Genomic DNA, 24,027 nt, shown 5'->3' with positions numbered 1-24,027 from the left:
CGCCACCGCGCCTCGGCCCTCTCGTTCCAGCGACGCGGGGAAGACGTGACCGACAGCAATGCCATCGCGGCCGCAATGGAGCCGCGACTATCCGCCGACAAGCGCTTCGTCCTTCTCGCGAGCCGGCTGTGGGCCTGGGTGTTTCTCGGGGTGATGATCGTCTTCTTCATCATCGCGGTGCCCCTTTTCGGCGGCGCCACCTTCCTCACCGTCCGCAACAGCCAGAACATCCTGATGGCGATAGTTCCGGTTCTGCTGCTCGGGCTGGGCCAGACCTTCGTTATCATCGCGGCGGGCATCGACCTCAGCGTGGGCTGGGTGATGAGCCTCGCCTCCGTCCTGTCGGCACATGCGATCCGCGCGTCCTACAATGCCGGCGCACCGCTGTTCCTTGCGGTCTTCCTTGGCTTTGCCGCCGGTGTCGGGGGAGCGGCGACGGTCGGACTTGTCAACGGGCTGATCATCGCCAAGCTGAAGGTGCCGGCATTCATCGTCACGCTCGGCACCTCATTTATCGTGCGGGGGCTGTCGTTGCTGTTCTCGGAGAACACGACGGTCATCGGGCTGCCCGAAGGCGTTCGCGACTATGGCAACGAGGCCCTCTTCTACTGGGTACGTGGCGAAGGCGGCGGCTTCTATGTCCTCGAGCGCCCCGAAGTGACGGGGGCGCTGCTCCGCTCGATGGACCGCATCCTCGCCTGGCCGGTGGTGATCACCGCCGTCGTCGTGATCTTCTGCATCTTCCTGCTCAAGCGCACCCAGTTCGGCCGGCACACCTATGCCATCGGCGGGAACATGCAGGCGGCGCTGCGCACCGGCATCCCGGTCGACCGCCACATCATCAAGCTCTACATGCTGAGCTCGGCCACGGCGGGGATCGCCGGGGTGCTCTCGACCCTGCGCTTCACCGCCGGATCGGCCGTCATCGGCGACCCGCTGCTGCTGAGCTCCATCGCGGCGGTGATCATCGGCGGCGTGAGCCTCTTCGGCGGCGCCGGCTCGATCGTTGGCACGGTGATCGGCGCGCTGATCATCGCAGTCCTCACCACCGGGCTCGTGATGCTCAATGTCCAGGCCTTCTGGCAGTTCATCGTGGTCGGCGCCGTGGTCATCATCGCGGTGCTGATCGACCAGTCGCGCGACCTCATCCTCGGTCGGCGCGGGAGGGGCAGCTGATGAGCGAACCGATCCTCTCCATCCGCCACATGGTCAAGCGCTTCGGCGGCCTCACCGCCGTCAACGACGTGAGCCTCGATATCCATCCGGGCGAAGTTGTGGCGCTGCTCGGCGACAACGGCGCCGGCAAGTCGACCCTGATCAAGTGCGTCTCGGGCGTCCACCTGCCCGACAGCGGCGAAATCCGCTTCGAGGGCCGTCCCGTGAGCTTTCCCAAGCCGATCGACGCGCGCAGCGCCGGCATCGAGACGATCTACCAGGACCTGGCGCTCGCCAACAATCTCGATGTCCCGGCCAACATCTTCCTCGGCCGCGAGATGAAGAACCGCTATCTCGGCGGGCTCGTGCAGACGCTCAACGATCGCCAGATGCTGCGTGAGGCCGCGCAGAGCCTTGCCGCGCTCGAGATCCAGTTCCCGACGCTGACCCAGCCGATCGAGAGCCTCTCCGGCGGCCAACGCCAGGCCGTCGCCATCGCGCGCGCCATCTACTGGAAGGCGCGGCTGATGATCATGGACGAGCCGACCAACAACCTCGGCGTACCGGAGCAGCAGAAGGTGCTGGAGCTGATCCGGCGGCTCCGCGACCAGGGCGTGCCGGTGATCCTCATCACCCACACCATGCCCGATGTCTTCGCGGTAGCCGACCGCATCATCGTCATGCACCGGGGGCGCAAGGTCGCCGAGAAGCGCATGGCGGATACGAACGCCTCCGAGCTCGTCCAGTACATGGTCGGGGCACTGGACGACACGAGGACCGTCGCCTAGGGGCTGCCGATCACCATGCGGTTGCCCTCGCTGTCGCGGAACTCCGCAACGATCCGGCCGGGCTGCCATGGCGCTTCCGCCGGCTCGGTGATGATCTCGACGCCCCTGGCCCTGAGAGCGGCGACGGTCCCGCGGACGTCGTCATCGACGAGCACCAGAACCGGCGCGTCCGACGGCCGGGTGTCCTGGCGGAGAAAATGCAGGTTGGTGACCGCGCCCGGCAGGCGCAACTCGATCCACCGCCAGCCATCGGGCCCCATCGGCGTGTCGGCGGCGACTTCGCAGCCCAGGGCATCGACGTAGAACTGCTTGGCCCGGTCCTGATCGGCAACGGGCAGTTCGGCAAACTGGATATGCATGGCCAACTCTCTCAGCGTGTGAAGGCGCGGTGAACCGCGGCGGCGAACTCGGCCGGCGCGGCCTCGAACCCCATGTGGTCTCCGGGAAACGCGACAGGCTCGATGCCCAGTTCCCGCGCCAGTGCCTGGCCCATCGCCTCGATCGGCTGGCCGGCCGAACCTTCGCCGATGGCGACGACGATCGGTGGCTGGCCGCGGCGCAGCGCCTCCACATCGGGGCGATAGTGCCCGAGCGGCATCATGCCGTGGGCGAGCCAGTATTCGAAGTTGCCGCTCACCCGGCCGAAGGTCTCGGCGTCTTCCGGGCTCATCTCCATCTCGGGAGGCATGTCCTCGAGCGGCCCGTCCTCGAGGCCGTTCATGCCGAAGAACGCGCCCATGGCCGCGTCGACGCCGTCGCGCCGGTAGGTGTCGTAGATCACCTTGTCGGCCGCCAGCGCCGCGGACGGGTCGTCCATCAGCATCATGGACGGTGGCTCGTGGGCGAGGACCGCCCTGACGAGGTCGGGATGGCGGGCAGCGAGGGCCAGCCCAATCTGCGCGCCGCCGCTGGTGCCGAACACATAGGCCGGTCCGCTGCCGGCGGCACGGATCAGCGCCGCGGCGTCGTCGGCCTGCACCATCATGTCCAGCTCGACCGGCGCGCCGTCGAAGGGGCTGCGCGAGTTGCCGCGCGGATCGAAGGTCACGACCCGATAGCGATCCGCCAGCCGCTGCGCCAGGTCGGCGAACACACCGGCGTCCTGCGGGCCGCCCGGAATGACCAGCAGCGTCGGGCCGCTGCCGCGCACCTCGTAGTAGAGCGTCGCGCCGGGAACCTTCAGCGTGGCGGCGCTCATCGTCGGCATGGTGTCGGTCATGTGGACGTCTCCTGTGGATCGAACTTCGGAATGGGTCTGAGCCAGGGCCGCCGGCAGCGAAAGGGCAAACGCGCCCGCCACCGTGACGGCCAGAACGAGGCTTCCGTTTGGCACGTGGCTCTGCCTGTTCTTGCAGAACTGGACCGTCCAGTTCTCTGCTTGCAGGAAACTAGACTGTCCAGTACTGTGATGTCAATCGGGACGGCGGAACTCCGCGAGAGGTGCGAGCAAAATGGGATCTGAAGCGAGCGAAAACACGGATGCGGAGGGAGACGGACGTTCCGCGCGCAAGCGCCGGGCGATACTCGACGCCGCCACCGAGGTCTTTCTCAGGAGCGGCTATCTCGGCACCAACATGGACGAGATCGCCGCCCTCTCCGCGGTGTCCAAGCAGACGGTCTACAAGCACTTCTCCAGCAAGGAAGCGCTGTTCATCGAGATCGTGGGGGGCATGACCACCGGCGCGGGCGACATCGTGCACAACGACGTGGCGGAGCTCGGCCGGGACGAGGACCTTTCCGCCTACCTGGTCGAGTATGCCCTCCGCCAGCTCACGGTCGTGCTGACGCCGCGCATCATGCAGCTGCGGCGCCTCGTGATCGGCGAGGTCACGCGCTTTCCGGAGCTGGCACGGGTACTCTACGAGCGCGGGCCGGCGCGGGCCATGGCCATGCTGGCCGGGGTCTTCCAGGGGCTGGCCGAGCGTGGCCTGCTGACGATCGACGACCCGCAGATCGCGGCCTCCCACTTCAACTGGCTGATCATGTCCGAGCCGCTGAACCAGGCGATGCTGCTGGGCGACGATGCCATACCCTCACAGGCGGACCTGCGCCGCAACGCCGAAGCCGGGGTCCGGGTGTTTCTCGCGGCATATGGAAGGCCTGCCCGATGAGGAAAACCCGTTACGTGGCGCGCTGCACCTGCGGCCAGGTCGAAGTCGAGATGCAGGGGGCGCCGATGATCAGCCTCGTGTGCCATTGTGACGACTGCCAGGCCGGCTCGAGCCAGCTGGAGGCCCTGCCGAACGCGCCGGCCATCCTCGATGCGAGCGGCGGCACGCCCTACGCCCTCTACCGCAATGACCGGATATCGTTCATCCGCGGCGAGGAACTCGTCGCCGAACACCGGCTCAAGCCGGAGGCCGGTACGCGCCGAGTCGTCGCCACGTGCTGCAACTCGGCGATGCTGATGCGGCTCGACGACGTCCTGCACTGGACGCCGGTCTACGGCGATCGCATCGCGGATGCGCCGCGGCCCGAGATGCGGATCAACACCCGGTTCGCGCCGGCTGGCGCCAGCGTGCCGGCGGACATGCCGAATGCCGCGGGCATTCCGCTGAGATTTGTGACGAAGGTGATCGGGGCGAAAGTCGGCATGCTGCTCCGCCGCTGAGGGCCGGACGCAGCCTCGCAGTCCGCCAGCCACCACGAGCAACAAGGCCCGCATCGCTGCGGGCCTTGTCGTTACTCGTCGCGGTACACCTTCTCGCGGCGCTCGTGCATTTCCTGGGCTTCCAGGGAGAGCGTGGCGATCGGCCGGGCGTCGAGCCGGGCGAGGCCGATGGGCTCGCCGGTTTCTTCGCAATAGCCGTAGGTGCCGTCCTCGATCCGCTTAAGCGCTGCGTCGATCTTGCTGATCAACTTGCGCTGGCGGTCGCGGGTCCGCAGTTCCAGGGCACGGTCGCTTTCCGAAGAAGCACGGTCGGCCATGTCCGGGTGGTTCTGGCTTTCTTCCTGCAGGTTCTCGAGAGTCTCGCGGCTCTCCCGCAGGATCTCGTCCTTCCAGCGTTCCAGCTTCTGCCGGAAGTACTCCCGCTGGCGCGGGTTCATGAAAGGCTCATCCTCAGTAGGACGATAATCAAGAACTTCAGTCGACATTCTGACTCATTCCAAGACGCCCCTAATGGCGGGCCTTATAGTGGCGCAAGGCATATCTTCGCAAGCTTCGAAAAGCTCGGTGATTAATACGTGAGCGAGCTTGTAGCCGATTGTGTCAGGCGGGGTACAGTCCTCTCTTGGCCAGCTCCACCCTTGCCCTGAGCTCGATTTCGTCCAGCAGGGCATCAAGTCCGGGCTCGCCGCGCTCCCGCGCCTGGGTCATGACGGCCATGAGCTGGGTGAGGCGCCCCTCGGTCAGCCGGCCGGCCAGAAGGTCCGTGCGCAGCCCTTCGAGGGTGTCGATGAGGTCGGTGCCGCGACGCGCCATCCTGCGCCGCTTCTGCAGCGGGTCGTCCACTGCCTGCAGCGCGAGCAGCGCATCGAGCGAGGTCACCGGGCCGGCGCCCATGGCGGCGCGGGCCTCGGTCGCCTGACCGCCGAGGTTCACCTCGAAGGTCCCCGAGCCCGAGGCACGCCCCGAGGCGGAGCGCCCCGTCACATTGCCTACCCGCGAATTGCTGTCGATCCGCACCGGACTCACCTGCTGTCACCTGCCTCGGCAAATTCTGCCGCCACCGGTTAAGCAAAGGTTAACCAGCCCGGCAGGACTTGCCGCCCACCCCTGCCCCGGCGATGACCAACTGAGGAAAAACTACGATAAATCCACGACTTAGTACGGACTGCAGTGAGTTGGCACGTTTCTCGCAACACCACTGGCGATCACGGCGCATGGGGATGTGCCGAACTCCGGGGACTGCCAGATGGCCAAATTCAACCTCAAGCGCGCGCTGTTCGGTCTGCTGACCGCCGTGCTGCTCATTCCGCAGCCGAGCATCAGCTACGGCGCCGCGGCCCGCATCAAGGACATCGTCGATATCGAAGGCGTCCGCGATAACCAGCTGATCGGCTACGGCCTCGTCGTCGGCCTCAACGGCACCGGCGACGGCCTCAACAACTCGCCCTTCACCAAGCAGAGCCTTCAGGCGATGCTCGAGCGCCTCGGGGTCAACACCCGTGGCGAGAACATGCGCACGGCCAACGTGGCCGCGGTGATGGTGACGGCCAACCTGTCGGCCTTCTCCACGCAGGGCTCGCGCCTCGATGTGAACGTCGCCGCCCTCGGCGATGCCAAGAGCCTGCAGGGCGGCACGCTGCTCGTCACGCCGCTGCTCGGCGCCGACGGCGAGGTCTATGCCATCGCCCAGGGCGCCGTGACCATCAACGGCTTCCGCGTCGACGGCGACGCCGCATCGGTCGTCTCCGGGGTGCCGACCACCGGCCGGATCTCCTCGGGCGGGCTGATCGAGCGCGAAATCGGCTTCGTGCTCGGCGCCCAGCGCACCCTGCGCCTTGCGCTGCGGAACCCGGATTTCACCACCTCGCGGCGCATTGCGCTCGCCATCAACGATTTCATCGGCATCCCCTCGGCGACGCCCGAGGATCCGGCGACCATCCGCGTGAACCTGCCGCGCAACTTCAACGGCAACATCGTCGACCTGCTGACGGACATCGAGCAACTGATCGTCGAGACGGACCTGCCGGCCAAGATCGTTATCGACGAGAACTCGGGCATCATCGTCATGGGCAAGGATGTGCGCGTGTCGACGGTCGCCGTGGCCCAGTCGAACCTCACCGTCACCATTGCCGAGAGCCCGACCGTCGTTCAGCCCAATCCGCTGAGCCTGGGGCAGACCGCCGTGGAGCCGCGCACCGACATCAATGTCGACGAAGCCGGCAGCAACCTCGCCATGGTGCGGGAGTCGGTGAGCCTGCAGCAGCTGGTCGACGGGCTCAACGCACTGGGCATCGCGCCGCGCGACCTGATCGCGATCCTCCAGGCCATCAAGGCCTCCGGCGCCCTCCAGGCCGAGATCGAGGTGCTCTGATGTTCGGCCCCGCAGCCTCCGCCACCACCACCACCGCCGGCAGCAGCCTTGCGCCAGCCAAGCTGGCTCAGCTTCGCGAGCAGGCCGAAGAGCTTGAGGGCGTTTTCCTCAACACCCTGATGAAGGAAATGTTCGCCTCGCTCAAAACCGACCAGTCCGCCCTCGGCGGCGGCTTCGGCGAAGAGACCTGGCGCGGCATGCAGGCCGAGCAGATGGCCAATGCCGTGGCCAAGGGCGGCGGCATCGGCATCGCCGAGTCCATTCTTCCCGATCTCATCGCGGCCCAGGAGGCCGCGCAGAAAGCGACCACGACAAGAGGAGCGATGTAATTGATGTCGAACGCTGCCGAACGCCTTGCGGCCCTAGATTCCCTTCCCGCCGCGGACCTGTGCGCGCTCGCCACGGACACGCTCGAGAGCCTCGTGGTGGCGATCAACCAGGAGACCACCCTGCTCCGCGCCGGACGCGCGAGGGAGGCGGGCGAGCTCACCGCCGAGAAGACGCGGCTCGCCCAGGACTACATGGGCTTTGCCCGCTCGGTGCAGCGGCAGGCAGCACGCCTCCGCGCCGAGGCCCCTGCCCAGGTCGACAACCTTCTTGCCCGCCACGACAAGCTGGCGACGCAGATGGCCGAGAACCTCAGGGTCATCGCCACCGCCCGAACGGTCACCGAGGATCTGCTGACCGACGTCGCCCGCTCGATCAGCGCCAAGGCCAACCCCAAGACTTATGGAGCCACCGGCCAGCTCAGCGGCCATCCTCCGCAGGTCGCGAGCGGCGTTTCACTGAACCGGGCGCTGTAGCTCCAATTTTCTACAAATTGCCCGGAACTCCCTAAGCGTAATGAAAGCCCGGACCGGCAGTTTCCAAAGCTGAATTGGCAATTGGGAATGCCGGTCATGAGCGCCAGAATAGCGCCCGAACCGATCAGAACGGGACTCGGAGCCGTCGCGGATTTTCGCTCGCGATCGATGCTCGGCGATTCCCATTCGGCTCCGGAGCAGCAGGATCAGCCGCCACCGCAGCAGGAGCCGCGCCAGATGCGGCTCGCCGATACCCTGCCCCCTATTCCTACGCCACCCCCGCCGCCCGGCTCGGCCTTTGCCGCCGCGCTGCTTTCCGGCCAGCTGCCGCCCAAGCCCACGACCGAGCGCGAGATCATGCTCAGGCTGGGGAGCGCCGACCTGCCGGCGCAGGGCTCGCTCGCCCTCCACGACAGACTCGTCTGACGGGCGATTCCGTCCTTAAGAAACAGCTAATCACTAATTGCCGAGTGCCTCTCCGGGCTCTCGGCAGGATTTGCCGATGTCGCGTATTTCGGCGCGATATCAATGGCTTGTGCGGTTTCGAACACCAGCGCAGAACCAAAAATTAACTGCGCTGAGCAGGCATCTGTTAACCATTCCGAAGTCTCCGGCAGCTAGCATCCTCACCAGTCTCAGAACGAGATAGCGATACTAGCCAGAAGGGATTTCACCCCATGCCGGAAGTTAATCTTTCCAAAGCGGTTCGTTCGAACCTCTTGAGCCTTCAGTCCACCGCCGCCCAGATGGCCAAGACGCAGGAGCGTCTTGCCACCGGTCTCAAGGTGAATACCGCGCTCGACAACCCGACGAACTTCTTCACCGCCGCGTCGCTTAATAGTCGTGCGTCCGACATGGCAAACCTGCTGGACTCGATGGGCAACGGCATCAAGACCATCGAGGCGGCCGACAACGGCCTGACCTCGATCGTCAAGACCGTGGAAACGATGCAGTCCTCCCTGCGCCAGGCGCGCCAGGACAAGTCGTTCAAGACCTCATCCTACTCGCTGACCCCGGCGGACATCACGACCGGCGTCACCACCGACGCTCAGGCCCTGGCCAAGTCGCTGACCGTTTCGGGCGGCGCCTATGCGACGGGCACCCAGGCGAGCGTCGGCCTCATCAGGGGCGCGACTGCTACCGCCGCGATCGGCGCCGTGGCCGCCACTGTCGACATGAACGAAGCCGGCGACGGCCTCGACTTCTCGATCGCCGTCAACGGCGGCGCGGCAACGCCTGTGACCATTCGTGGTTCGGCCGGCCTGAACCAGATCACCGTCGATGCTGGCGCCACCAGCTACACGATGAGCGTCGCCAACGGCGCCGCCGTCACCCGCGCCGAACTGGTTTCCGCCCTCAACGGTGGCTTCGCTGCCGTCGGAATGAACGTGACCGCTGGCCTCGATGGTTCGAACAACCTGACCTTCACGGGTCCGGAAGCCACCGACTTCACCACTGCCGGCATCGACATCACCGCCGGCGTGATCGCGAACGGCGGTGCCGGCACGGCACTGACACTCGCCAACTTCGGCTTCGCGGCCGCCAACCCGACCGAGACGACCACCAAGTCGTATGCGGCCAAGACCGTTGACCAGTTGGTCTCGGAGATCAACGCTCCGAGCAGCGCCTTCGTCGGCAAGGTCCGTGCGTCGAATGACAACGGCAAGCTCCGCCTCGAGAACCAGTCGACGGTCGGGCTCGATGTCGATGGCGTCACCGCTTCGGGCACCCTCGACGGCAGTTCGTCGGGTGGTTCGCAGATCGATGGCAACACCGTTCGCCGCAACCTCGTCACCCAGTTCAACGAACTGCGTGATCAGCTCGACAAGTTCTCGGACGATGCCTCGTTCAACGGCATCAACCTGCTCCGCGGCGACAAGCTGAAGCTGACCTTCAACGAGACCGGCACGTCGACCATCGACATCCAGGCCAAGAACGAGGATGGCGACCCCATCTCGGTCAACAACACCGAGCTGGGCATCGATCATGCCGTCAATGCCGACTTCGACAGCGACACCACGCTCGACGCCCGCCTCGAAGTCCTCAGCACGGCGCTGCTGAAGCTCCGTTCGCTGGCCTCCTCGTTCGGTTCGAACCTGTCGATCGTTCAGAACCGCACGGACTTCACCAAGAACATGATCAATACCCTCGAGACCGGCGCGGCGAACCTGACGCTCGCCGACACCAACGAGGAAGCGGCGAACCTTCTCGCCCTGCAGACCCGCCAGCAGCTGTCGTCGACGGCTCTGTCGATGGCCTCGCAGGCCGACCAGGCGGTGCTGCGTCTGTTCTGATCCAACGCACATCGAAACGCAAAAGGCGGGCTTAGGCCCGCCTTTTTTGTTGCCCGCGCCATTGCGCGTACCAGATCGAAGCCCCAACTGCTCATTAACTTTGCCTCGAATGCGACAGACAAACTCGAATTCAAGAATCGAACTTAAGACTTCTTTTGCCGGTGGAGGCCAATCATCTGCCCGCGTCTCAGGACGAGACGGCTTTAGTAACTGAGTACGGACCCAGAAAGGGCCTCCAAATGGTTGATGTCAATCTGTCGAAAGCAGTTCGCTCGAACCTGCTGAGCCTGCAGTCCACCGCAGCCTCCATGGCCAAGACGCAGGAGCGTCTCGCCACCGGTCTCAAGGTGAACTCTGCGCTCGACAACCCCTCCAACTTCTTCACCGCCGCGTCTCTCAACAGCCGCGCCGGCGACATGGCCAACCTGCTCGACAGCATGTCGAGCGGTGTCAAGACGATCGAAGCAGCCGACAACGGCCTGAAGTCGATCACCAAGACCGTTGAGTCGATGCAGTCGACGCTCCGTCAGGCGCGTCAGGACAAGTCGTTCAAGACGGCCTCCTACTCGCTGACCGCTGCCGACGTCACCACCGGTGTCAGCACTGACGCCGCGGCGAACGCCAAGGCCATCACGGTCTCCGGCGGTGCCTTCGCCGAGGGCGCAGAAGCCAGCATCAGCCTGATCAAGGGTTCGACCGCGACCGCCGCTATCGGCGCCGTGGCCGCAACTATCGACCTGGACGAAGCCGGCGACGGCCTCGACTTCTCGATCGCCGTCAACGGCGGTTCGGCGACTGCCGTGACCGTCCGTGGCTCGGCAGGCACGAACCAGATCACCGTCGACGCCGGTGCTACCAGCTTCACCATGGACGTGGCTGATGGCGCTGCCGTCACCCGCGACGAACTGGTGTCGGCCCTGAATGGCGGCTTCGCGGCCGTGAACATGGGTGTGACGGCTGCTCTGGATGGCTCGAACAACCTGACCTTCACCGGTCCGGAAGCTGCTGTCGGCAGCTCCAGCATCGATATCACTGCCGGTGCAGTTCAGACCGGCGGTGGCGGCACCGCGCCGACCCTCGCCAACTTCGGCTTCTCGGCGGCCAACCCGACCGAGACGACGACCAGGACGTATTCGGCCAAGACCGTCGACCAGCTCGTTTCGGAGATCAACGCTCCGAGCAGCGCGTTCGCCGGCAAGGTCCGTGCGTCGAACGACAATGGCAAGCTCCGCCTCGAGAACCAGTCGACGGCTGATCTCGATGTGGACGGCGTCACCGCCTCGGGCACTGTCGACGGCACCTCCACCGGTGGTTCCACGGTCGACGGCAACGACGTCCGCAAGAACCTGGCCAAGCAGTTCAACGATCTGCGCGACCAGCTCGACAAGTTCTCGGACGATGCCTCGTTCAACGGCATCAACCTGCTCCGCGGCGACAAGCTGAAGCTGACCTTCAACGAGACCGGCACCTCGACCATCGACATCCAGGCCAAGGATGCCGACGGCGTCGCCACCTCGGTGAACAACACCACCCTCAGCATCACCACTGCGCTCGACGCGGACTTCGACAGCGACAGCTCGATCGATGCACGCCTCGGCAAGCTGAGCGATGCCCTGGGCACGCTCCGTTCGATGTCGTCGTCCTTCGGCTCGAACCTGTCGGTCGTCGAGAACCGCCAGGACTTCACCAAGAACATGATCAACACCCTCGAGACCGGTGCGGCGAACCTCACGCTTGCCGACACCAACGAGGAAGCAGCGAACCTGCTCGCCCTGCAGACCCGCCAGCAGCTGTCTTCGACGGCGCTGTCGATGGCCTCGCAGTCCGACCAGGCCGTGCTGCGTCTGTTCTAAGAAGTCAGTCGCAAGACGATATGAAAAGGCGGGCTTCGGTCCGCCTTTTTCTTTTGCCGATCAGTGCCTTACCGCACGAAGTGCAGACTTTGAATCACAGCAGGTTTCTGGTGTGGCCGGACATGCAGTATGCTCGGCCACGGAATCACGGGGTCGAGTAAGTACCATGTCTCTCAAGGTCGAACTGAAGCCTGGCGAAAGGCTTATCGTCGGCAATTGCGTCATCACCAACTCGGATCAGCGCACGCGGCTGTTCATCGATGGCAAGGCGCCAATCCTTCGCGAAAAGGACATCCTTACTTTCGACACAGCCAACAGTCCCGCCAAGCGCATCTACTTGGCGGTGCAGCTCATGTACATCCATGATGACGTTGATCGACTCACGAAAGACTACTTTCAACTGGTCAATGACATCATCTCGGCGGCGCCATCTACAGTCCGCATTGTTGACGAAATCAATAACGAGATATTAACCGGCAATCTCTACAAAGCTCTCAAGGCTGCAAAAAAGCTGATCCAGTACGAGCAGGAACTTCTAGCAAATGCAGAATAGCGCGGCGCTCGCCTACCAGCAGGTGGGCAAGCAGACGATCAACCCTCGTCTCCTCGAGGCCAACCTTCTCTCCCGCGCCGCCGGCCAGCTGCAACGTGTTCGAGACGACTGGGAGACCTCGCGTCACGAGCTCAGCACGGCTCTCGCCTTCAACCGCAAGCTGTGGACGGTGTTCCTGGGGTCGGTTACCGGCGAGGAGAGCGCCCTGCCCAAGCCGCTGCGCGAGAACATCGCCAATCTTGGCCTGTTCGTGATGAAACAGACGATGACCGTTCAGGCAGAGCCCGCCCCCGGCAAGCTCACCGTGCTGATCAATATCAACCGCGAGATCGCCGCAGGCCTGCGCGCCGGCCCGTCGACCTGAGTCCAGGGCTCTCTCCTCCGCGGCCTCGGAATCAAAAAGCCCGCTGCATGGCGGGCTTTTTCGTTTCCAGCGGTACCCTTGCGGGTTACGCCCGGGCCTAGTGCGAGGACGGTGCGTCGCCCCAGCCGTCGGGCCGGATCTCGGCCACCATCAGGCCCTTGGGGCCTGTGCCGTAGCGGACCAGGACGTACTGGCCGGGCCGCAACTCGGTGATGCCGAAACGGCGCAGCGTTTCCATGTGGACGAAGATGTCGGGGGTGCCTTCGCCCGCCGACAGGAAGCCGAAGCCGCGGATGCGGTTGAACCACTTCACCTCGAGCCGCTCGAGCTTGCTCGTGGGCTCCACCGTCACATGCGTGCGCGGCGGCGGCATCTGCGCCGGGTGCTTGGCGGTCGAATCGTCCATCGACAGGATACGGAAGGCCTGCAATCCGCCCGGACGCGCCAGCGCCTCCACGACGATGCGCGAGCCTTCATAGGCGGTCTGGTAGCCGTCGCGACGGAGGCACGTGACGTGCAGCAGCACATCCGGCCGGCCGTCATCGGGGACGATGAAGCCGAAGCCCTTCGCCACGTCGAACCACTTGATGCTGCCGACTACCTCGATAACGTCGAGAGCGGAACCGTGGGCACCTTCGCCCGCAGTCCGTTCATCCTGCCCGCCGATCTCGCTCGACCGGAAGCCCGGATCCTCACCCTCGGCTGTAAACTTGGCCCCCATGCCCTTAGCCTTTTCGTACTCGCCCCGCCGCTAAACGGGGTACGCCACAAGACGTTGGCACCATGTCCGATTCAGGTGGGGAAGTTAAGAAGGGTTTACCATTTTGTAGGGGGTTATTCGAAACTGGCGCGAGGGTGTGGCCGGGTTGCTGCACGCACGCCACACCAATAGACTGCCCCGCGCCGGCGGCCGGCCCCGACCCCGCCCGCGATCCACTTGCTTACTGTCCGGGAGGATATGACGTGAAGTATCTGCACACCATGGTCCGTGTCACCGATGTCGACGCCAGCCTAAAGTTCTACTCCGAAGGCCTCGGCCTCGAGGAAGTGGGCCGCACCGAGAACGAGAAGGGCCGCTACACGCTGATCTTCCTCGCCCCTCCCGGCCAGCCCGATGCCCAGGTCGAACTCACCTACAACTGGGATCCCGAGGTCTACACGGGCGGCCGCAACTTCGGCCACCTCGCCTACGAGGTCGCCGACATCTACGCGACCTGCAAGCACCTGCAGGACATGGGCGTCACCATCAACCGGCCGCCGCGCGACGGCCGCATGGCGTTCGTGCGCTCGCCCGACAATGTGTCGATCGAGCTCCTGCAGGCCGGCCCTGCCCTCGCCCCGGCCGAGCCGTGGCTCTCCATGCCCAATACCGGCGTCTGGTAACTGCCTGCTAACCACGCGGCTTAGCTGGCGGTTAGCCAACAGTGCGTAGGTTTTTCCGAACGAAGGAGCCGGCCGGGCAAGGCCGGCTTCATGCCGCCCGAGGGCCGGCTGTCGGGGAAATCGACGATGCTACGACTGATCGCTGCGCTGTGCTGCGCAACGCTCCTCTCCGGCTGTTTCTTCCTGGGTGGCGGAGGCAGCGGCCCCGCTTCCTACAACGGCTACGTGCAGCGCAGCGGCATGTACCTCGCCTCCTGGGACGTGGACAATTCCTGCATCTCGCCCAAGCTGCAGCGTGTCATCGATTCCTTCGAGCGCCGGTTCGGGCGCAAGATCGTGGTCAGCTCAGGCTACCGCGATCCGATCCGCAACATCATCGGCGGCGGCACCGAAAGCAGCCATCACATGAACTGCGAAGCGGTGGATTTCTTCATCCCCGGCGTCAGCAAGTCGAGCCTCATCGCCTACGCCATGGACAACCCGCTGGTGGGAGGCCTCGGCTGCTACTCCGGGCGCAGCTTCATCCATGTCGACGTTCGCGACCGCCCGCGCGGGTACAGGAAGCCGGTCACCTTCTCCGGTTGTTGAACGCGACGAAAAGGCAGGAATTACCTCTTGCCAGCCCCGATGAACCTCCCTATACGACCCCCACACCGCGGCGCCCTTCGTCTATCGGTTAGGACGGCACCCTTTCACGGTGCAGAGAGGGGTTCGACTCCCCTAGGGCGCGCCACTTCCCCCTCATGGGCAGGTGGTTGACGGTACGGCGACGATCGCCGATAAGAGTTCAGCCGCGCCCATCGTCTAGCGGTCAGGACACCGCCCTCTCACGGCGGGAACAGGGGTTCGATTCCCCTTGGGCGCGCCAATCTCTCCTTGGAAATCCGGTTTTGGTGGAGCGTAGCGTCTCGTCGTGGCCATCTGCCTAGCTCGCGTGGCAACGCTGCCCGTCCCGCCGGTCGCCTTCACCTCTGCACATGTGGACAGGCGTCGGCGCCTCTTGCAAGGCGCTCCGGCATGCGAGATTTTTCGGCGATGGGATCGAAACCGAATACTCAAGGCCTACTGTTTCCCATTCGGCGAGCAGTTGCGCGCGCTGCTTACCGTAGCCGGTATCGCCGTCGGAACGCTGACAACTTTCCGACAGTGTTTCGGGTTCCCGGATCGCTGATCAGCGAAGACATAAGGCGACTGAAGGAGATTGACCCCGAGCTCGACGGCATCGCACTCCTGGAAAAGCTAGCAGCACAGCGTAGCGAAATCCTGCAGACATCAAGGCGGTGGTCTTTGGTGAGCCTCCTGCTAACGGCCTACCTCTTGTTGGCAAGCTTCTCAATCGAGCTAACCGTCAGCATTGAGGGTGTTTCCCTAGCCAAAACGCCCGGGCTTCGGGAGGTGTCGGTCCTTATCATTGCTATGATCGGGGTATCACTTCTTCCGCGCGCCCTGAACGTTTACCAACTCGGGATGGCAATAAGCGGCCTAGCGAGGGCATATTACCCTCCCGAACTGCATCCGTTTCTCCACTCCGCGTACTTTCCTGCAGAACCGCCATCACCGTACTACACTCGACTTCAGCCAGAGCTAATATGGTCCAGCTGGTTTGGCCTGTTCGTTAGGGCATCGGGGTATTTTTGGTACGCCTTTGGCGCTTCAATCCTGGTGCTCATCGTTTGGGCTCGAATAACGATTTACGTCTTCGTTTGGAGCAATCCGACTATCGACCCCCTAATCACGAAGGGCATCGTTGGAGTGGCCGCTGCAATCGATGCCGCATGGCTCTCGGTCCAGATCCTTCACATGCTGCCGGTGCCGATGACAAACTGGGCCCGACTGCACGAGTTGGAGATCGCTCAAAGCATCGAATCGCCAGAAGCGCGCAAACTCTCGCGCGCGCTTTACGCCGACGACTTGAGGGATATTAAGGAGATGGAACGGCTAGGCTATTTTGAACGGCCTCAGCCTTTGGCTGAGCCAGAGGCGGCACCAACGGTCAGCGCGCCACCGCCTCAACACATTCGCGCGGCGCTGGATTTGCGCGGTTTCTTCCGGTCCTTGCGGACCTCCTTCCTTGTTAGGGTGTCGTCGATGACCATAGTCCGCACGCGTCCTGACCTCAGCGACAACAGGGATGAAGCTCGCCAGGGCGCCGGCAATCGTTCATGAGCCCAGCCGCACCAGGGACTCCATGGGACGCCATATCGAGGTTTTGTGGCCCGCCATCTTTCGCAGCAGCCGGCTGGACGCAAGCGTGCGGCCACTGCAACGCGATCTCAGTTTATCTGCGACAGCAGTGCGACCTTCACTACATGCATAACTTCTAGTTTCTGGTTGGACCGAAGGGCGTGTTCCCAAAGTCGCACCCGTCAGCAAATAGCGACGACGTAGATGCACTTTATCACTTGCCGCAGGCAACAGCAGGATCATGCGATTCCCCTTGGGCGCGCCAATCTCCCCTTCCTATCGATCCATGACCTGGCCGGTGACGGTGCGGGAGTTCTCGATCTGCGTGGCTGTCGCCTCGCGCAGCCGGCGCCCTGCTGCTGCGACCGCTGCGGGTGCCCGGTGTCCGGCTTCGGCCGTGACGTTCACCTGCACGGTCATGCTGCGGTAGTCGGCCCGGTCGCCGATGAAGCTGCCGCTCAGCGGCTTGGCCTGCCGCGGCTCGCGCGCAACGGCGACGCGGATGAGGTCCTTGCTGCCGACAAGGCCGTTGGTCGGATCGAACTCCACCCAGCCGGCGCCCGGAATATAGACCTGCACCCAGGCGTGCGTCGCGCCGCCGCCGCGCAGGGTCGTACCCGTGTCCCGGGACGGCACGTAGATGTAGCCGGAGACGAATCGCGCGGCGAGGCCGAGGGCCCGGCAGGCTTCGATCATCAGCAGCGCATAGTCGCGGCAGGTGCCGGTGCGTGTCGTCAGGGTCTCGATGGGCGACTGCGTGCCCGGGTCCGTCCGCCGGTTGTAGCGAAGGCACTCGCGGATCCCCCGCGTCATGGTCATGAGCAGGTGCCCGGTTTCGGTCTCCAGACCCGATCGCGTGAACTTTCGCGCGAAGGCCTCGACCTCGGGGGCGGGATGGTGCGGCCTCAGGTAGGGCTCGATATCGGGCAGCGCATCCGGGTCGTACTCGAAGGGCCAGTGCTTGGCCCGCTCATCGGTGCGGAACCGCGGGACCATCTCGGGCGTATGGTCGAGGACGATGTTGCTCTCGAAGCGCAACTGGTCGGACGGCTCGGTGAACTCGGCGATGGTGATGCAATTGCCGAACACGTCGTGGATCCAGTGCGTTGCCGCCGCCGGCGAAATCGAAATGTCGGCGCTCAGCAGGTGCTGGTCGTGCGAGTCGCGCGGGCGGAACATGATGCGATGCTCACCGAAACGCACCGGCCTGGCGTAGCTGTACGTGGTGACGTGCCGCACCTTGAGGATCGTCATGGGAGCATCCGCTTGCGTTGGGAGTGCCAACGAAATCCGCGACGCGGCGCATGGGTTCCCGGAACCACCGGCAGCCTTGCGAATTGCAGGCAGAACGGAGGTACAACGATGAAGTTCGCCGTCGGCTGCAAGCTGCAATACGAAGTGGCCAGCGAGACAACGCTGATCCTCAACATCGCGGCGCAAACGAGCAGCGGGCAGCGCCTCATCGGCGAGCGCTTCACCGGGCCCGAAGGCGAAGCGCACGAGATGCCCGAGACCGGCAACCGCTACCGCCGGATGGTGCTCGCCCCCGGTACGCACGACATCGAATACAGGGCCGAAGTCGACACCCAGCCGCTCAGGATCGAGGACCCGGGCAAGATTGCCGAGATGCCGGTCGCCGCCCTGCCCTTCGACGTGCTTCCCCACCTCTATCCCAGCCGCTACTGCCCGTCCGACCAGCTGGCGCGCTTCGCCTGGCGCCAGTTCGGCTCGATCGCCACCGGCCACGAGAAGGTGCAGGCGATCTGCAACTGGATCTACGAGAACGTCGACTATCTCGAGGGCTCGAGCGACACGAGCACCTCGGCTCACGACACCTTCACGCTGCGGGCCGGCGTCTGCCGCGATTTCGCGCATCTGGGCGTGACCTTCGCCCGGGCACTGGGCATCCCTGCCCGGTTTGTCTCCGCCTATGCCCTCGAGCTCGTGCCGCAGGATTTCCACGCGGTGTTCGAGGCGTACCTGGGCGGGCGCTGGTATCTCTTCGATGCCACCCGGCTCTGCCCCATCGACGGCATCGTCAAGATCGCAGTCGGGCGCGATGCGGCGGACACTGCCTTCGCCACCTATTTCGGGCAGCTGAGTGGCCCGCCCAAGGTGGTGACGGTGGAGCGCCTCGGCCCGGACAGCCAGCAGGAATGGACAGTCGACGCCGTCAGCATCTCGACGCACTGACAACACTTAAGCAGAAACTTATCTATTGACAGGGCGGCGGCAGCACGATACTTAAGATCATGCTTAAGCAACAACCTGAACCACTCGACCTCATGTTCCAGGCACTCGCCGACCCCACGCGGCGCCGGATGGTGGAGAGGCTGAGCCGGGGACCGGCTTCGGTCAGCGAACTGGCCGAGCCGTTCCAGATGAGCCTGCCCGCCGTGGTCCAGCACCTGCAGGTGCTGGAACAGAGCGGGCTGGTGACGACGGAGAAGGTGGGGCGCGTCCGCACCTGCACCATCGACACGGGAGCGCTGAGCATGGCCGAGAAGTGGATCAACGACCGCCGCATCGGCTGGGAGCGCCGGCTGGACCGGCTCGGGGCGTTCCTCGACGCCTTGCCCGGCAGCAGTGACAAGGCCGACAAGTAGCGGCCACGTAGCGAGAATTTGGACTTTGGGCCGGGAGCGCCGCTTCCGGCAGCGGGCGGGGTTTGCCTGCGTCTCACCCCAGGGAGCATCGGATGGCAAGAGTGGTGCTGAGTTTCTCGATGTCGCTCGACGGCTATGTCGCCGGCCCCGACGTCTCGGTGCGTCACGCCATGGGCGTCGGCGGCGAGAGGCTGCACGAGTGGATGTTCCCCCGACAGGGCGGCGCTCCCGAGCCGGCAGACGCTGCGGAGGTCGAGACGACCTTCGGCCTCGTGGGCGCCACCATTGTCGGCCGCCGCACCTACGATGTCGGCCTGCAGCACTGGGGCGACACGCCCTTCCCCGTGCCGAGCTTCGTCCTCACCCACCACCCGCGCGCCGAGCAGCCGATGAAGAGCGCGAGCTTCCGCTTCGTGACCGAAGGCGTCGAAGCCGCGGTGCGAGAGGCCCGGGCCGCGGCAGGCGACAAGGATGTGATCGTCATGGGCGCTTCGACCGCCCAGCAGATATTGCGCGCAGGCCTCGCCGACGCGCTGCACATCCAGATCGTGAGCGTCCTGCTGGCGGGCGGCGTGCGCCTCTTCGACCGGATCGGCGACGCCCAGATCGAATTAGTGCGTACCCGCGTCAGCGCCGGATCGCCCGATGTGACGCACCTGGATTTCAACGTAAGCAACTGAGGTAGAGACAATGACTGAACGTTCCATTGCCCATGGCAGCTTTGCCGTCGAACGCACCTACAAGCACGCGCCCGGCAAGGTCTTCCAGGCCTGGGCCAATCCCGAGTTCAAGCGCCAGTGGTTCGGCTCGCCCAGCCCCGACAAGCCCACGGACGAGATGAATTTCCGCGTCGGCGGCCGCGAGTACAACGAGAGCGAAATGGAGGGCAAGTTCTACACGTTCGACGTCACCTATCGCGACATCGTGCCCGACAACCGCATCGTCTACACCTACGAGATGAGCGTGGACGGCAAGCGCATGTCGGTCTCGCTGGCGACCATCGAGCTGTTCCCCAAGGATGGCGGCACCCGCATGGTGGTCAAGGAAGACGGCGCGTTCCTCGACGGGCTCGACGACTACAAGCAGCGCGAAGCGGGCACGAACTACCTCATCGACGTGATGGGCAAGTGGCTCGACGCACAGCCATGAGCGCACGCTCGAACACCGTGACGGTCGGCGACCTCGAGGTTCACTACCTCGAGGAAGGCCGGGGGCAGCCACTGATCCTGCTGCATGGCGGCATGGCAACGGCCAGTTCCTGGGGCGAGGCGATGCCGCGCATGGCCGACCGCTACCGCGTCCTCGCTCCCGACACGCGCGGACACGGCAAGACCAGCAACCCCTCGCAAAAGCTGAGCTACGCGCAGTTCGCCGACGACGTCGCCGGCTTCATCGCGGCGCTCGGGCTGAAGAAGCCGCTGATCGTCGGCTACAGCGATGGCGGGCAGACGGCGCTCGAGTTCGGGCTCCGGCACCCCGGCAAGGCCGGAGCGCTGGTGCTCGGGGGCACGGTCAGCCGACCGAGCGAGGCCTATCTCGAGGGCCTGCGCGGCTGGGGCTTTCCGGCCGCCGGACAGGTCGACCTCGACCGGATGGCGGCCGAGTTCGGCCCGTATTTCGATCAGATCAAGGTGACGCACATGCATCACTACGGGCCCGATTACTGGCGCTCGTTCCTCGTGCAGATCTCCGAGCTCTGGCACACGCTGCCGAGCTACAGCGACAAGCAGCTGGCCTCGATCTCGGCCCCGACGCTGGCGATCATGGGCGACCGCGATCCGCTGGGCGGTGCCGAGGAGGCGAGCCGGCTCTATCGCCACCTCAGGGCTGGCGAACTCTCGGTCATCGCCAATGCCGACCACGACGCCGTCAACCGGCCGCTGTTCTGGGACGCGGTGCGCGAGTTCCTCGCCCGGCACGAAGACCGCCAGAACTGACGACAGTCCCACTGGGAGAATTGGGGTTTTTGCGGGGGTGATCACCCGATAGAGACGGCCCCCTCCCATCCTCCCCCACAAGGGGGGAGGTGCCCCACCGGTGCGTCGGGCACGATCGGAGATAGAGGCTCGACTCTTCACCTCCCCCCTTGTGGGGGAGGCCGGAAGGGGGGAGTCTGCTTCGGCTCCAGCCCCGCCCTACTCCGCCGCCGCCTTGAGCTTCGCCTTCACCTTGTGCCGTCCGACCGGCACGATCATCGGGGTATGCGACACCGGGTCGGAAACGACCTCGGCGTCCATCCCGAAGACCGACTTCACCAGTTCCGGGGTCACCACCTCCGGCGGCGTGCCCGAGGCAGCGACCTTGCCGTCGCGCATGGCGACGATGTGGTCGGCGTAGCGGCAGGCGAGGTTGAGGTCGTGCAGCACGGCGACCACGGTGCGGCCACGCTCGTGGACGAGGTCGGTCAGCAGGTCCAGCACCTCGACCTGGTGGTTGATGTCGAGGAAGGTCGTGGGCTCGTCGAGCAGCAGGAGTTCGGTTTCCTGCGCCAGCGCCATGGCGATCCAGACGCGCTGCCGCTGGCCGCCCGAGAGCTCGTCCACGGCCCTGCCGGCGAGATCGAGCGTATCGGTTGCCTGCAGCGCATTGGCGACGGCCGCGTCGTCCGCGGCGACCCACTGCCGGAACCAGCCCTGGTGCGGGTAGCGCCCACGGCCGACGAGGTCGGCGACGGTGATGCCGTCGGGCGCGACCGGGGTCTGCGGCAGCACGCCCAGCAGCGTCGCGACCTCCTTGGTTGGCATCTGGTGGATGGCGCGGCCGTCGAGATAGACCGTGCCCGCTCTGGGCGTCAGCAGGCGTGCCAGCCCGCGCAGCAGCGTCGACTTCCCGCAGGCATTCGCCCCGACGATCACCGTGAACCGGGCCGGCGGGATCGCGATGCTCAGCTTCTCGACGATGGTGCGGTCGGCATAGCCGAGCGTCAGATCGGCGGCGGAGAGCTGGTGGTTGGCGGACATCGGAAGCCTCCGGGTTACCCGCCGCGGCCCGAACGGTGGGCGGCAGCGAGCAGGTAGATCAGGAACACGGCGCCGAACGCGCCGGTGACGACGCCGACGGGCAGCTGGTTGCGGCCGAGCATGTGCTGGGCGACGAAATCGGAACCGATGGTGACGAGACCGCCGACCAGCGCAGACGGCAGCAGCGCGTTGCCGGCCGGCCCCAGCAGGCGTCGGGCGATCGGCCCGGACACGAAGGCGACGAACGCCACCGGCCCGACCGCCGCAGTCGCAGCGGCCGCCAGCAGCACCGCCACGATGATCAGGCCGAGGCGCGACAGCTCGACCCGCGTGCCCAGCGCCTTGGCGGTGTCGTCGCCCAGCTGCAGCGCATTGAGCGAACGCCACAGCACGGCGGCGACCGGCGTCAGCACCAGCAAGGCCAGCGCCAGCGGAGCCAGGTGCTCGAAGCTCGCGCCGTTGAGGCTGCCCGTCAGCCAGGCCAGCGCCTCCTGCACGTCGAAGATACGCGCCCGGGTGAACAGGTACGAGACCACCGCCCCCGCGATGGCCGACATGCCGATGCCGATCAGCACCAGCCGATAGGGCGTCACGCCGTTGCGCCAGGAGAGGCCGTAGATCAGGAGGGCGATCACGACCGCGCCGACGCAGGCGCTCAGCGAAACCGCCGTGCCCGACCAGTCGAACACGATGATCGCGGCAACTGCCGTCGCGCTTGCGCCCATGGTGATGCCAACGATGTCCGGGCTCGCCAGCGGGTTGCGGAGCACGCTCTGGAAGAGGACGCCCGAGAGGCCGAAGGCGCCGCCCGCGAGCAGGCCGGCCACGGCACGCGGCAACCGCACGCCCAGGACGATGAAGTCGCCCGCCGGCTCGACGTTGCCGGTGAAGGGCGAGAGCAGCGAGCGCACCACTTCCGCGAGCGGCAACGGATAGTCGCCCACCGCCAGTGCGAGGCCGATGGCGGCGAGCGTCAGGACCGCGAGCAGCGCCATCACGAGGGCGTAGCGGCGCTGCAGGCGACGGCGTACCGCCACCACGGTTCCGACCGGTGCGAAGCCTGTGGTGCTCATAGCTCGGCCAGCTTCCTGCGCCGCACCAGCGCGATGAAGAACGGCGCGCCCAGCGCTGCCGTGACAATACCGACCTGCAGTTCGCCCGGCGGCACGATCACGCGGCCGACGATATCGGCGCCCAGCAGCATCACCGGGGCGAGCAGCATCGAATAGGGCAGCAGCCAGCGATAGTTCGGACCGGTGAAAGCCCGCGCCACGTGCGGCACCGTCAGCCCGACAAAGGCGATCGGCCCCGCCGCCGCCGTTGCCGCGCCGGCGAGGATCACCGCCGCGAGCCCGACCAGTGCGCGCGAGCGCTGCACCTTCATGCCCAGCCCGCGCGCTACGTCGTCGCCGAGCGCCAGCCCGTCGAGGATGCGGGAGGTCGCGAGCGCCAGCACGATGCCGGCGAGAATGAATGGGGTGACCTGTAGCAGGATTTCATTGGTGCGCCCGGTCAGCGCCCCGACCTGCCAGAAGCGGATCTGGTCGAGCGTCTCGACGCTGGTGATGAGGATGGCGCTCGTCACCGAGGTCAGCACCGCGGTCACCGCGGCACCGGCCAGCGCGAGCTTCACCGGCGTCGCCCCTTCCCGGCCAAGCGAGGCGATGAGGTAGACGGCAACCGTCGCGCCACCTGCACCGAGGAAGGCGAGCCAGACGTAGCCGGACAGCTGCGTGATCCCGAACACCGAGATGCCCAGCACGACACAGAGCGTCGCGCCGGCATTGATGCCGAGAATGCCGGGGTCGGCGAGCGGGTTGCGCGTCGCGCCCTGGAGGATCGCGCCGGACAGGCCCAGCGCCGCTCCGACGAGGAGCCCCACCAGCGTTCGCGGCAGGCGCAGGTCGAGGATGATGCGGTGATTGGTCTGGCTGGGGTCGAACGCCACCAGCGCGCTCCAGATGTCGCTGAGCGGGATGGCCCGCGCGCCGACGGCAATGGAGAGGACGAGGACCGCCACCAGCAGCCCGGCAAGGACGACGAGGCCGCCGGCACGGGCCGACGGCGCAAGTCCCTTTGCCGATGCGGCGGCCTCCGCCACG

The 24,027-nt window shown here is 65.6% G+C and carries 29 protein-coding genes and 2 tRNA genes; 22 read left to right on the top strand and 9 right to left on the bottom strand.

Annotated elements, in window-relative coordinates:
• The first annotated feature begins 45 nt into the window (after positions 1–45).
• On the top strand, positions 46–1,176 hold the full coding sequence (locus PRN20_RS11530) for an ABC transporter permease (RefSeq protein WP_273957500.1): 1,131 nt from the start codon (positions 46–48) through the stop codon (positions 1,174–1,176).
• Complete coding sequence (locus PRN20_RS11525) at positions 1,176–1,943, top strand: ATP-binding cassette domain-containing protein (RefSeq protein ID WP_273957498.1); 768 nt, start codon at positions 1,176–1,178, stop codon at positions 1,941–1,943. Before PRN20_RS11530 ends, PRN20_RS11525 begins: the two co-directional genes overlap by 1 nt.
• Here PRN20_RS11525 and PRN20_RS11520 read toward each other — a convergent pair.
• A complete protein-coding gene (locus tag PRN20_RS11520; RefSeq protein ID WP_273957497.1) occupies positions 1,940–2,302 on the bottom strand; it encodes a VOC family protein in 363 nt (120 codons plus the stop codon). The two genes, PRN20_RS11525 and PRN20_RS11520, sit on opposite strands and share 4 nt — an antisense overlap.
• Before the next feature lie 11 nt (positions 2,303–2,313).
• Positions 2,314–3,162, bottom strand: a complete 849-nt coding sequence (locus tag PRN20_RS11515; protein WP_273957496.1) for an alpha/beta fold hydrolase — start codon at positions 3,160–3,162, stop codon at positions 2,314–2,316.
• A gap of 232 nt (positions 3,163–3,394) precedes the next feature.
• On the opposite strand from PRN20_RS11515, the gene PRN20_RS11510 reads away from it, so the two are divergent.
• Both PRN20_RS11510 and PRN20_RS11505 read left to right on the top strand, forming a co-directional pair.
• On the top strand, positions 3,395–4,054 hold the full coding sequence (locus PRN20_RS11510) for a TetR/AcrR family transcriptional regulator (protein ID WP_273957495.1): 660 nt from the start codon (positions 3,395–3,397) through the stop codon (positions 4,052–4,054).
• Positions 4,051–4,554 (top strand): GFA family protein, encoded by a 504-nt coding sequence (locus PRN20_RS11505; protein ID WP_273957494.1) that lies wholly within the window; start codon positions 4,051–4,053, stop codon positions 4,552–4,554. Before PRN20_RS11510 ends, PRN20_RS11505 begins: the two co-directional genes overlap by 4 nt.
• A 71-nt stretch (positions 4,555–4,625) precedes the next feature.
• On the opposite strand, the gene dksA is transcribed toward PRN20_RS11505, so the two are convergent.
• Together dksA and PRN20_RS11495 are read right to left on the bottom strand one after the other, a co-directional pair.
• Positions 4,626–5,039 carry an RNA polymerase-binding protein DksA gene (dksA, locus tag PRN20_RS11500; RefSeq protein ID WP_273957493.1) on the bottom strand — a complete coding sequence of 138 codons (414 nt, stop codon included), beginning with the start codon at positions 5,037–5,039 and terminating at the stop codon, positions 4,626–4,628.
• A 115-nt stretch (positions 5,040–5,154) separates the two neighbouring features.
• The gene (locus PRN20_RS11495) at positions 5,155–5,571 is read right to left on the bottom strand and encodes a flagellar assembly protein FliX (RefSeq protein WP_273957492.1); all 417 of its coding nucleotides are present in this window, start codon (positions 5,569–5,571) and stop codon (positions 5,155–5,157) included.
• Between the two features lie 229 nt (positions 5,572–5,800).
• Between PRN20_RS11495 and PRN20_RS11490 the strand changes: the two genes are divergently transcribed.
• From PRN20_RS11490 to flaF, 8 genes are all read left to right on the top strand, one after another.
• Positions 5,801–6,925 (top strand): flagellar basal body P-ring protein FlgI, encoded by a 1,125-nt coding sequence (locus PRN20_RS11490; RefSeq protein WP_273957490.1) that lies wholly within the window; start codon positions 5,801–5,803, stop codon positions 6,923–6,925.
• Positions 6,925–7,254, top strand: a complete 330-nt coding sequence (locus PRN20_RS11485) for a rod-binding protein (protein WP_273957489.1) — start codon at positions 6,925–6,927, stop codon at positions 7,252–7,254. Before PRN20_RS11490 ends, PRN20_RS11485 begins: the two co-directional genes overlap by 1 nt.
• A 3-nt stretch (positions 7,255–7,257) precedes the next feature.
• Positions 7,258–7,728: a flagellar protein FlgN gene (locus tag PRN20_RS11480; RefSeq protein WP_273957488.1), complete on the top strand. Its 471-nt coding sequence runs from the start codon at positions 7,258–7,260 to the stop codon at positions 7,726–7,728.
• A 168-nt stretch (positions 7,729–7,896) separates the two neighbouring features.
• Entirely contained in the window at positions 7,897–8,154 is a 258-nt protein-coding gene (locus tag PRN20_RS11475) for a hypothetical protein (protein WP_273957487.1), read from the top strand.
• A gap of 251 nt (positions 8,155–8,405) precedes the next feature.
• Positions 8,406–10,022, top strand: coding sequence for a flagellin N-terminal helical domain-containing protein (locus PRN20_RS11470; RefSeq protein WP_273957486.1), 1,617 nt, complete (start codon positions 8,406–8,408; stop codon positions 10,020–10,022).
• Between the two features lie 239 nt (positions 10,023–10,261).
• Positions 10,262–11,875 carry a flagellin N-terminal helical domain-containing protein gene (locus PRN20_RS11465; RefSeq protein ID WP_273957485.1) on the top strand — a complete coding sequence of 538 codons (1,614 nt, stop codon included), beginning with the start codon at positions 10,262–10,264 and terminating at the stop codon, positions 11,873–11,875.
• Positions 11,876–12,041: 166 nt separating this feature from the next.
• Entirely contained in the window at positions 12,042–12,428 is a 387-nt protein-coding gene (flbT, locus tag PRN20_RS11460; RefSeq protein WP_273957484.1) for a flagellar biosynthesis repressor FlbT, read from the top strand.
• A complete protein-coding gene (gene flaF, locus PRN20_RS11455; RefSeq protein ID WP_273957483.1) occupies positions 12,418–12,792 on the top strand; it encodes a flagellar biosynthesis regulator FlaF in 375 nt (124 codons plus the stop codon). The genes flbT and flaF overlap by 11 nt, the downstream gene beginning before the upstream one ends.
• A 97-nt stretch (positions 12,793–12,889) precedes the next feature.
• Here the strand turns inward: flaF and PRN20_RS11450 are convergent, their stop codons facing one another.
• Positions 12,890–13,513, bottom strand: coding sequence for a cold-shock protein (locus PRN20_RS11450; RefSeq protein WP_273957482.1), 624 nt, complete (start codon positions 13,511–13,513; stop codon positions 12,890–12,892).
• A gap of 242 nt (positions 13,514–13,755) precedes the next feature.
• Here PRN20_RS11450 and PRN20_RS11445 point away from each other — a divergent pair, with 242 nt between their 5' ends.
• From PRN20_RS11445 to PRN20_RS11425, 5 genes are all read left to right on the top strand, one after another.
• Entirely contained in the window at positions 13,756–14,175 is a 420-nt protein-coding gene (locus tag PRN20_RS11445; RefSeq protein ID WP_273957481.1) for a VOC family protein, read from the top strand.
• Between the two features lie 126 nt (positions 14,176–14,301).
• Positions 14,302–14,763: a YcbK family protein gene (locus tag PRN20_RS11440; RefSeq protein ID WP_273957480.1), complete on the top strand. Its 462-nt coding sequence runs from the start codon at positions 14,302–14,304 to the stop codon at positions 14,761–14,763.
• Between the two features lie 70 nt (positions 14,764–14,833).
• Positions 14,834–14,908: transfer RNA gene (locus tag PRN20_RS11435), tRNA-Glu, on the top strand.
• Positions 14,909–14,968: 60 nt separating this feature from the next.
• Positions 14,969–15,043, top strand: a tRNA-Glu gene (locus PRN20_RS11430).
• 149 nt (positions 15,044–15,192) lie between these two features.
• On the top strand, positions 15,193–16,341 hold the full coding sequence (locus PRN20_RS11425; RefSeq protein ID WP_273957479.1) for a hypothetical protein: 1,149 nt from the start codon (positions 15,193–15,195) through the stop codon (positions 16,339–16,341).
• Between the two features lie 294 nt (positions 16,342–16,635).
• On the opposite strand, the gene PRN20_RS11420 is transcribed toward PRN20_RS11425, so the two are convergent.
• Positions 16,636–17,613: a transglutaminase family protein gene (locus PRN20_RS11420; RefSeq protein WP_273957477.1), complete on the bottom strand. Its 978-nt coding sequence runs from the start codon at positions 17,611–17,613 to the stop codon at positions 16,636–16,638.
• A gap of 108 nt (positions 17,614–17,721) precedes the next feature.
• On the opposite strand from PRN20_RS11420, the gene PRN20_RS11415 reads away from it, so the two are divergent.
• The 5 genes from PRN20_RS11415 to PRN20_RS11395 all read left to right on the top strand — a co-directional run bounded on the left by PRN20_RS11415 (position 17,722) and on the right by PRN20_RS11395 (position 20,902).
• Complete coding sequence (locus tag PRN20_RS11415; RefSeq protein ID WP_273957476.1) at positions 17,722–18,552, top strand: transglutaminase-like domain-containing protein; 831 nt, start codon at positions 17,722–17,724, stop codon at positions 18,550–18,552.
• A 59-nt stretch (positions 18,553–18,611) separates the two neighbouring features.
• Complete coding sequence (locus PRN20_RS11410) at positions 18,612–18,965, top strand: ArsR/SmtB family transcription factor (protein ID WP_273957475.1); 354 nt, start codon at positions 18,612–18,614, stop codon at positions 18,963–18,965.
• Positions 18,966–19,057: 92 nt separating this feature from the next.
• The gene (locus tag PRN20_RS11405; RefSeq protein WP_273957474.1) at positions 19,058–19,645 is read left to right on the top strand and encodes a dihydrofolate reductase family protein; all 588 of its coding nucleotides are present in this window, start codon (positions 19,058–19,060) and stop codon (positions 19,643–19,645) included.
• Between the two features lie 10 nt (positions 19,646–19,655).
• The gene (locus tag PRN20_RS11400; protein ID WP_273957473.1) at positions 19,656–20,114 is read left to right on the top strand and encodes an SRPBCC family protein; all 459 of its coding nucleotides are present in this window, start codon (positions 19,656–19,658) and stop codon (positions 20,112–20,114) included.
• Positions 20,111–20,902, top strand: a complete 792-nt coding sequence (locus PRN20_RS11395; RefSeq protein WP_273957472.1) for an alpha/beta fold hydrolase — start codon at positions 20,111–20,113, stop codon at positions 20,900–20,902. Before PRN20_RS11400 ends, PRN20_RS11395 begins: the two co-directional genes overlap by 4 nt.
• Before the next feature lie 198 nt (positions 20,903–21,100).
• Here PRN20_RS11395 and PRN20_RS11390 read toward each other — a convergent pair whose 3' ends face one another.
• Genes PRN20_RS11390 through PRN20_RS11380 form a run of 3 tightly spaced genes read right to left on the bottom strand, consistent with a single transcriptional unit; the run spans position 21,101 to position 24,026 of the window.
• Positions 21,101–21,925 carry an ABC transporter ATP-binding protein gene (locus PRN20_RS11390; protein WP_273957471.1) on the bottom strand — a complete coding sequence of 275 codons (825 nt, stop codon included), beginning with the start codon at positions 21,923–21,925 and terminating at the stop codon, positions 21,101–21,103.
• 14 nt (positions 21,926–21,939) lie between these two features.
• Complete coding sequence (locus PRN20_RS11385; RefSeq protein ID WP_273957470.1) at positions 21,940–22,998, bottom strand: FecCD family ABC transporter permease; 1,059 nt, start codon at positions 22,996–22,998, stop codon at positions 21,940–21,942.
• Complete coding sequence (locus PRN20_RS11380) at positions 22,995–24,026, bottom strand: FecCD family ABC transporter permease (RefSeq protein WP_273957469.1); 1,032 nt, start codon at positions 24,024–24,026, stop codon at positions 22,995–22,997. The genes PRN20_RS11385 and PRN20_RS11380 overlap by 4 nt, the downstream gene beginning before the upstream one ends.
• Position 24,027 lies beyond the last annotated feature (1 nt).

This window comes from Devosia sp. ZB163 (genome assembly GCF_028613635.1).
Classification (GTDB): domain Bacteria; phylum Pseudomonadota; class Alphaproteobacteria; order Rhizobiales; family Devosiaceae; genus Devosia_A.
This window is presented reverse-complemented; position numbering and strand designations above follow the sequence as displayed.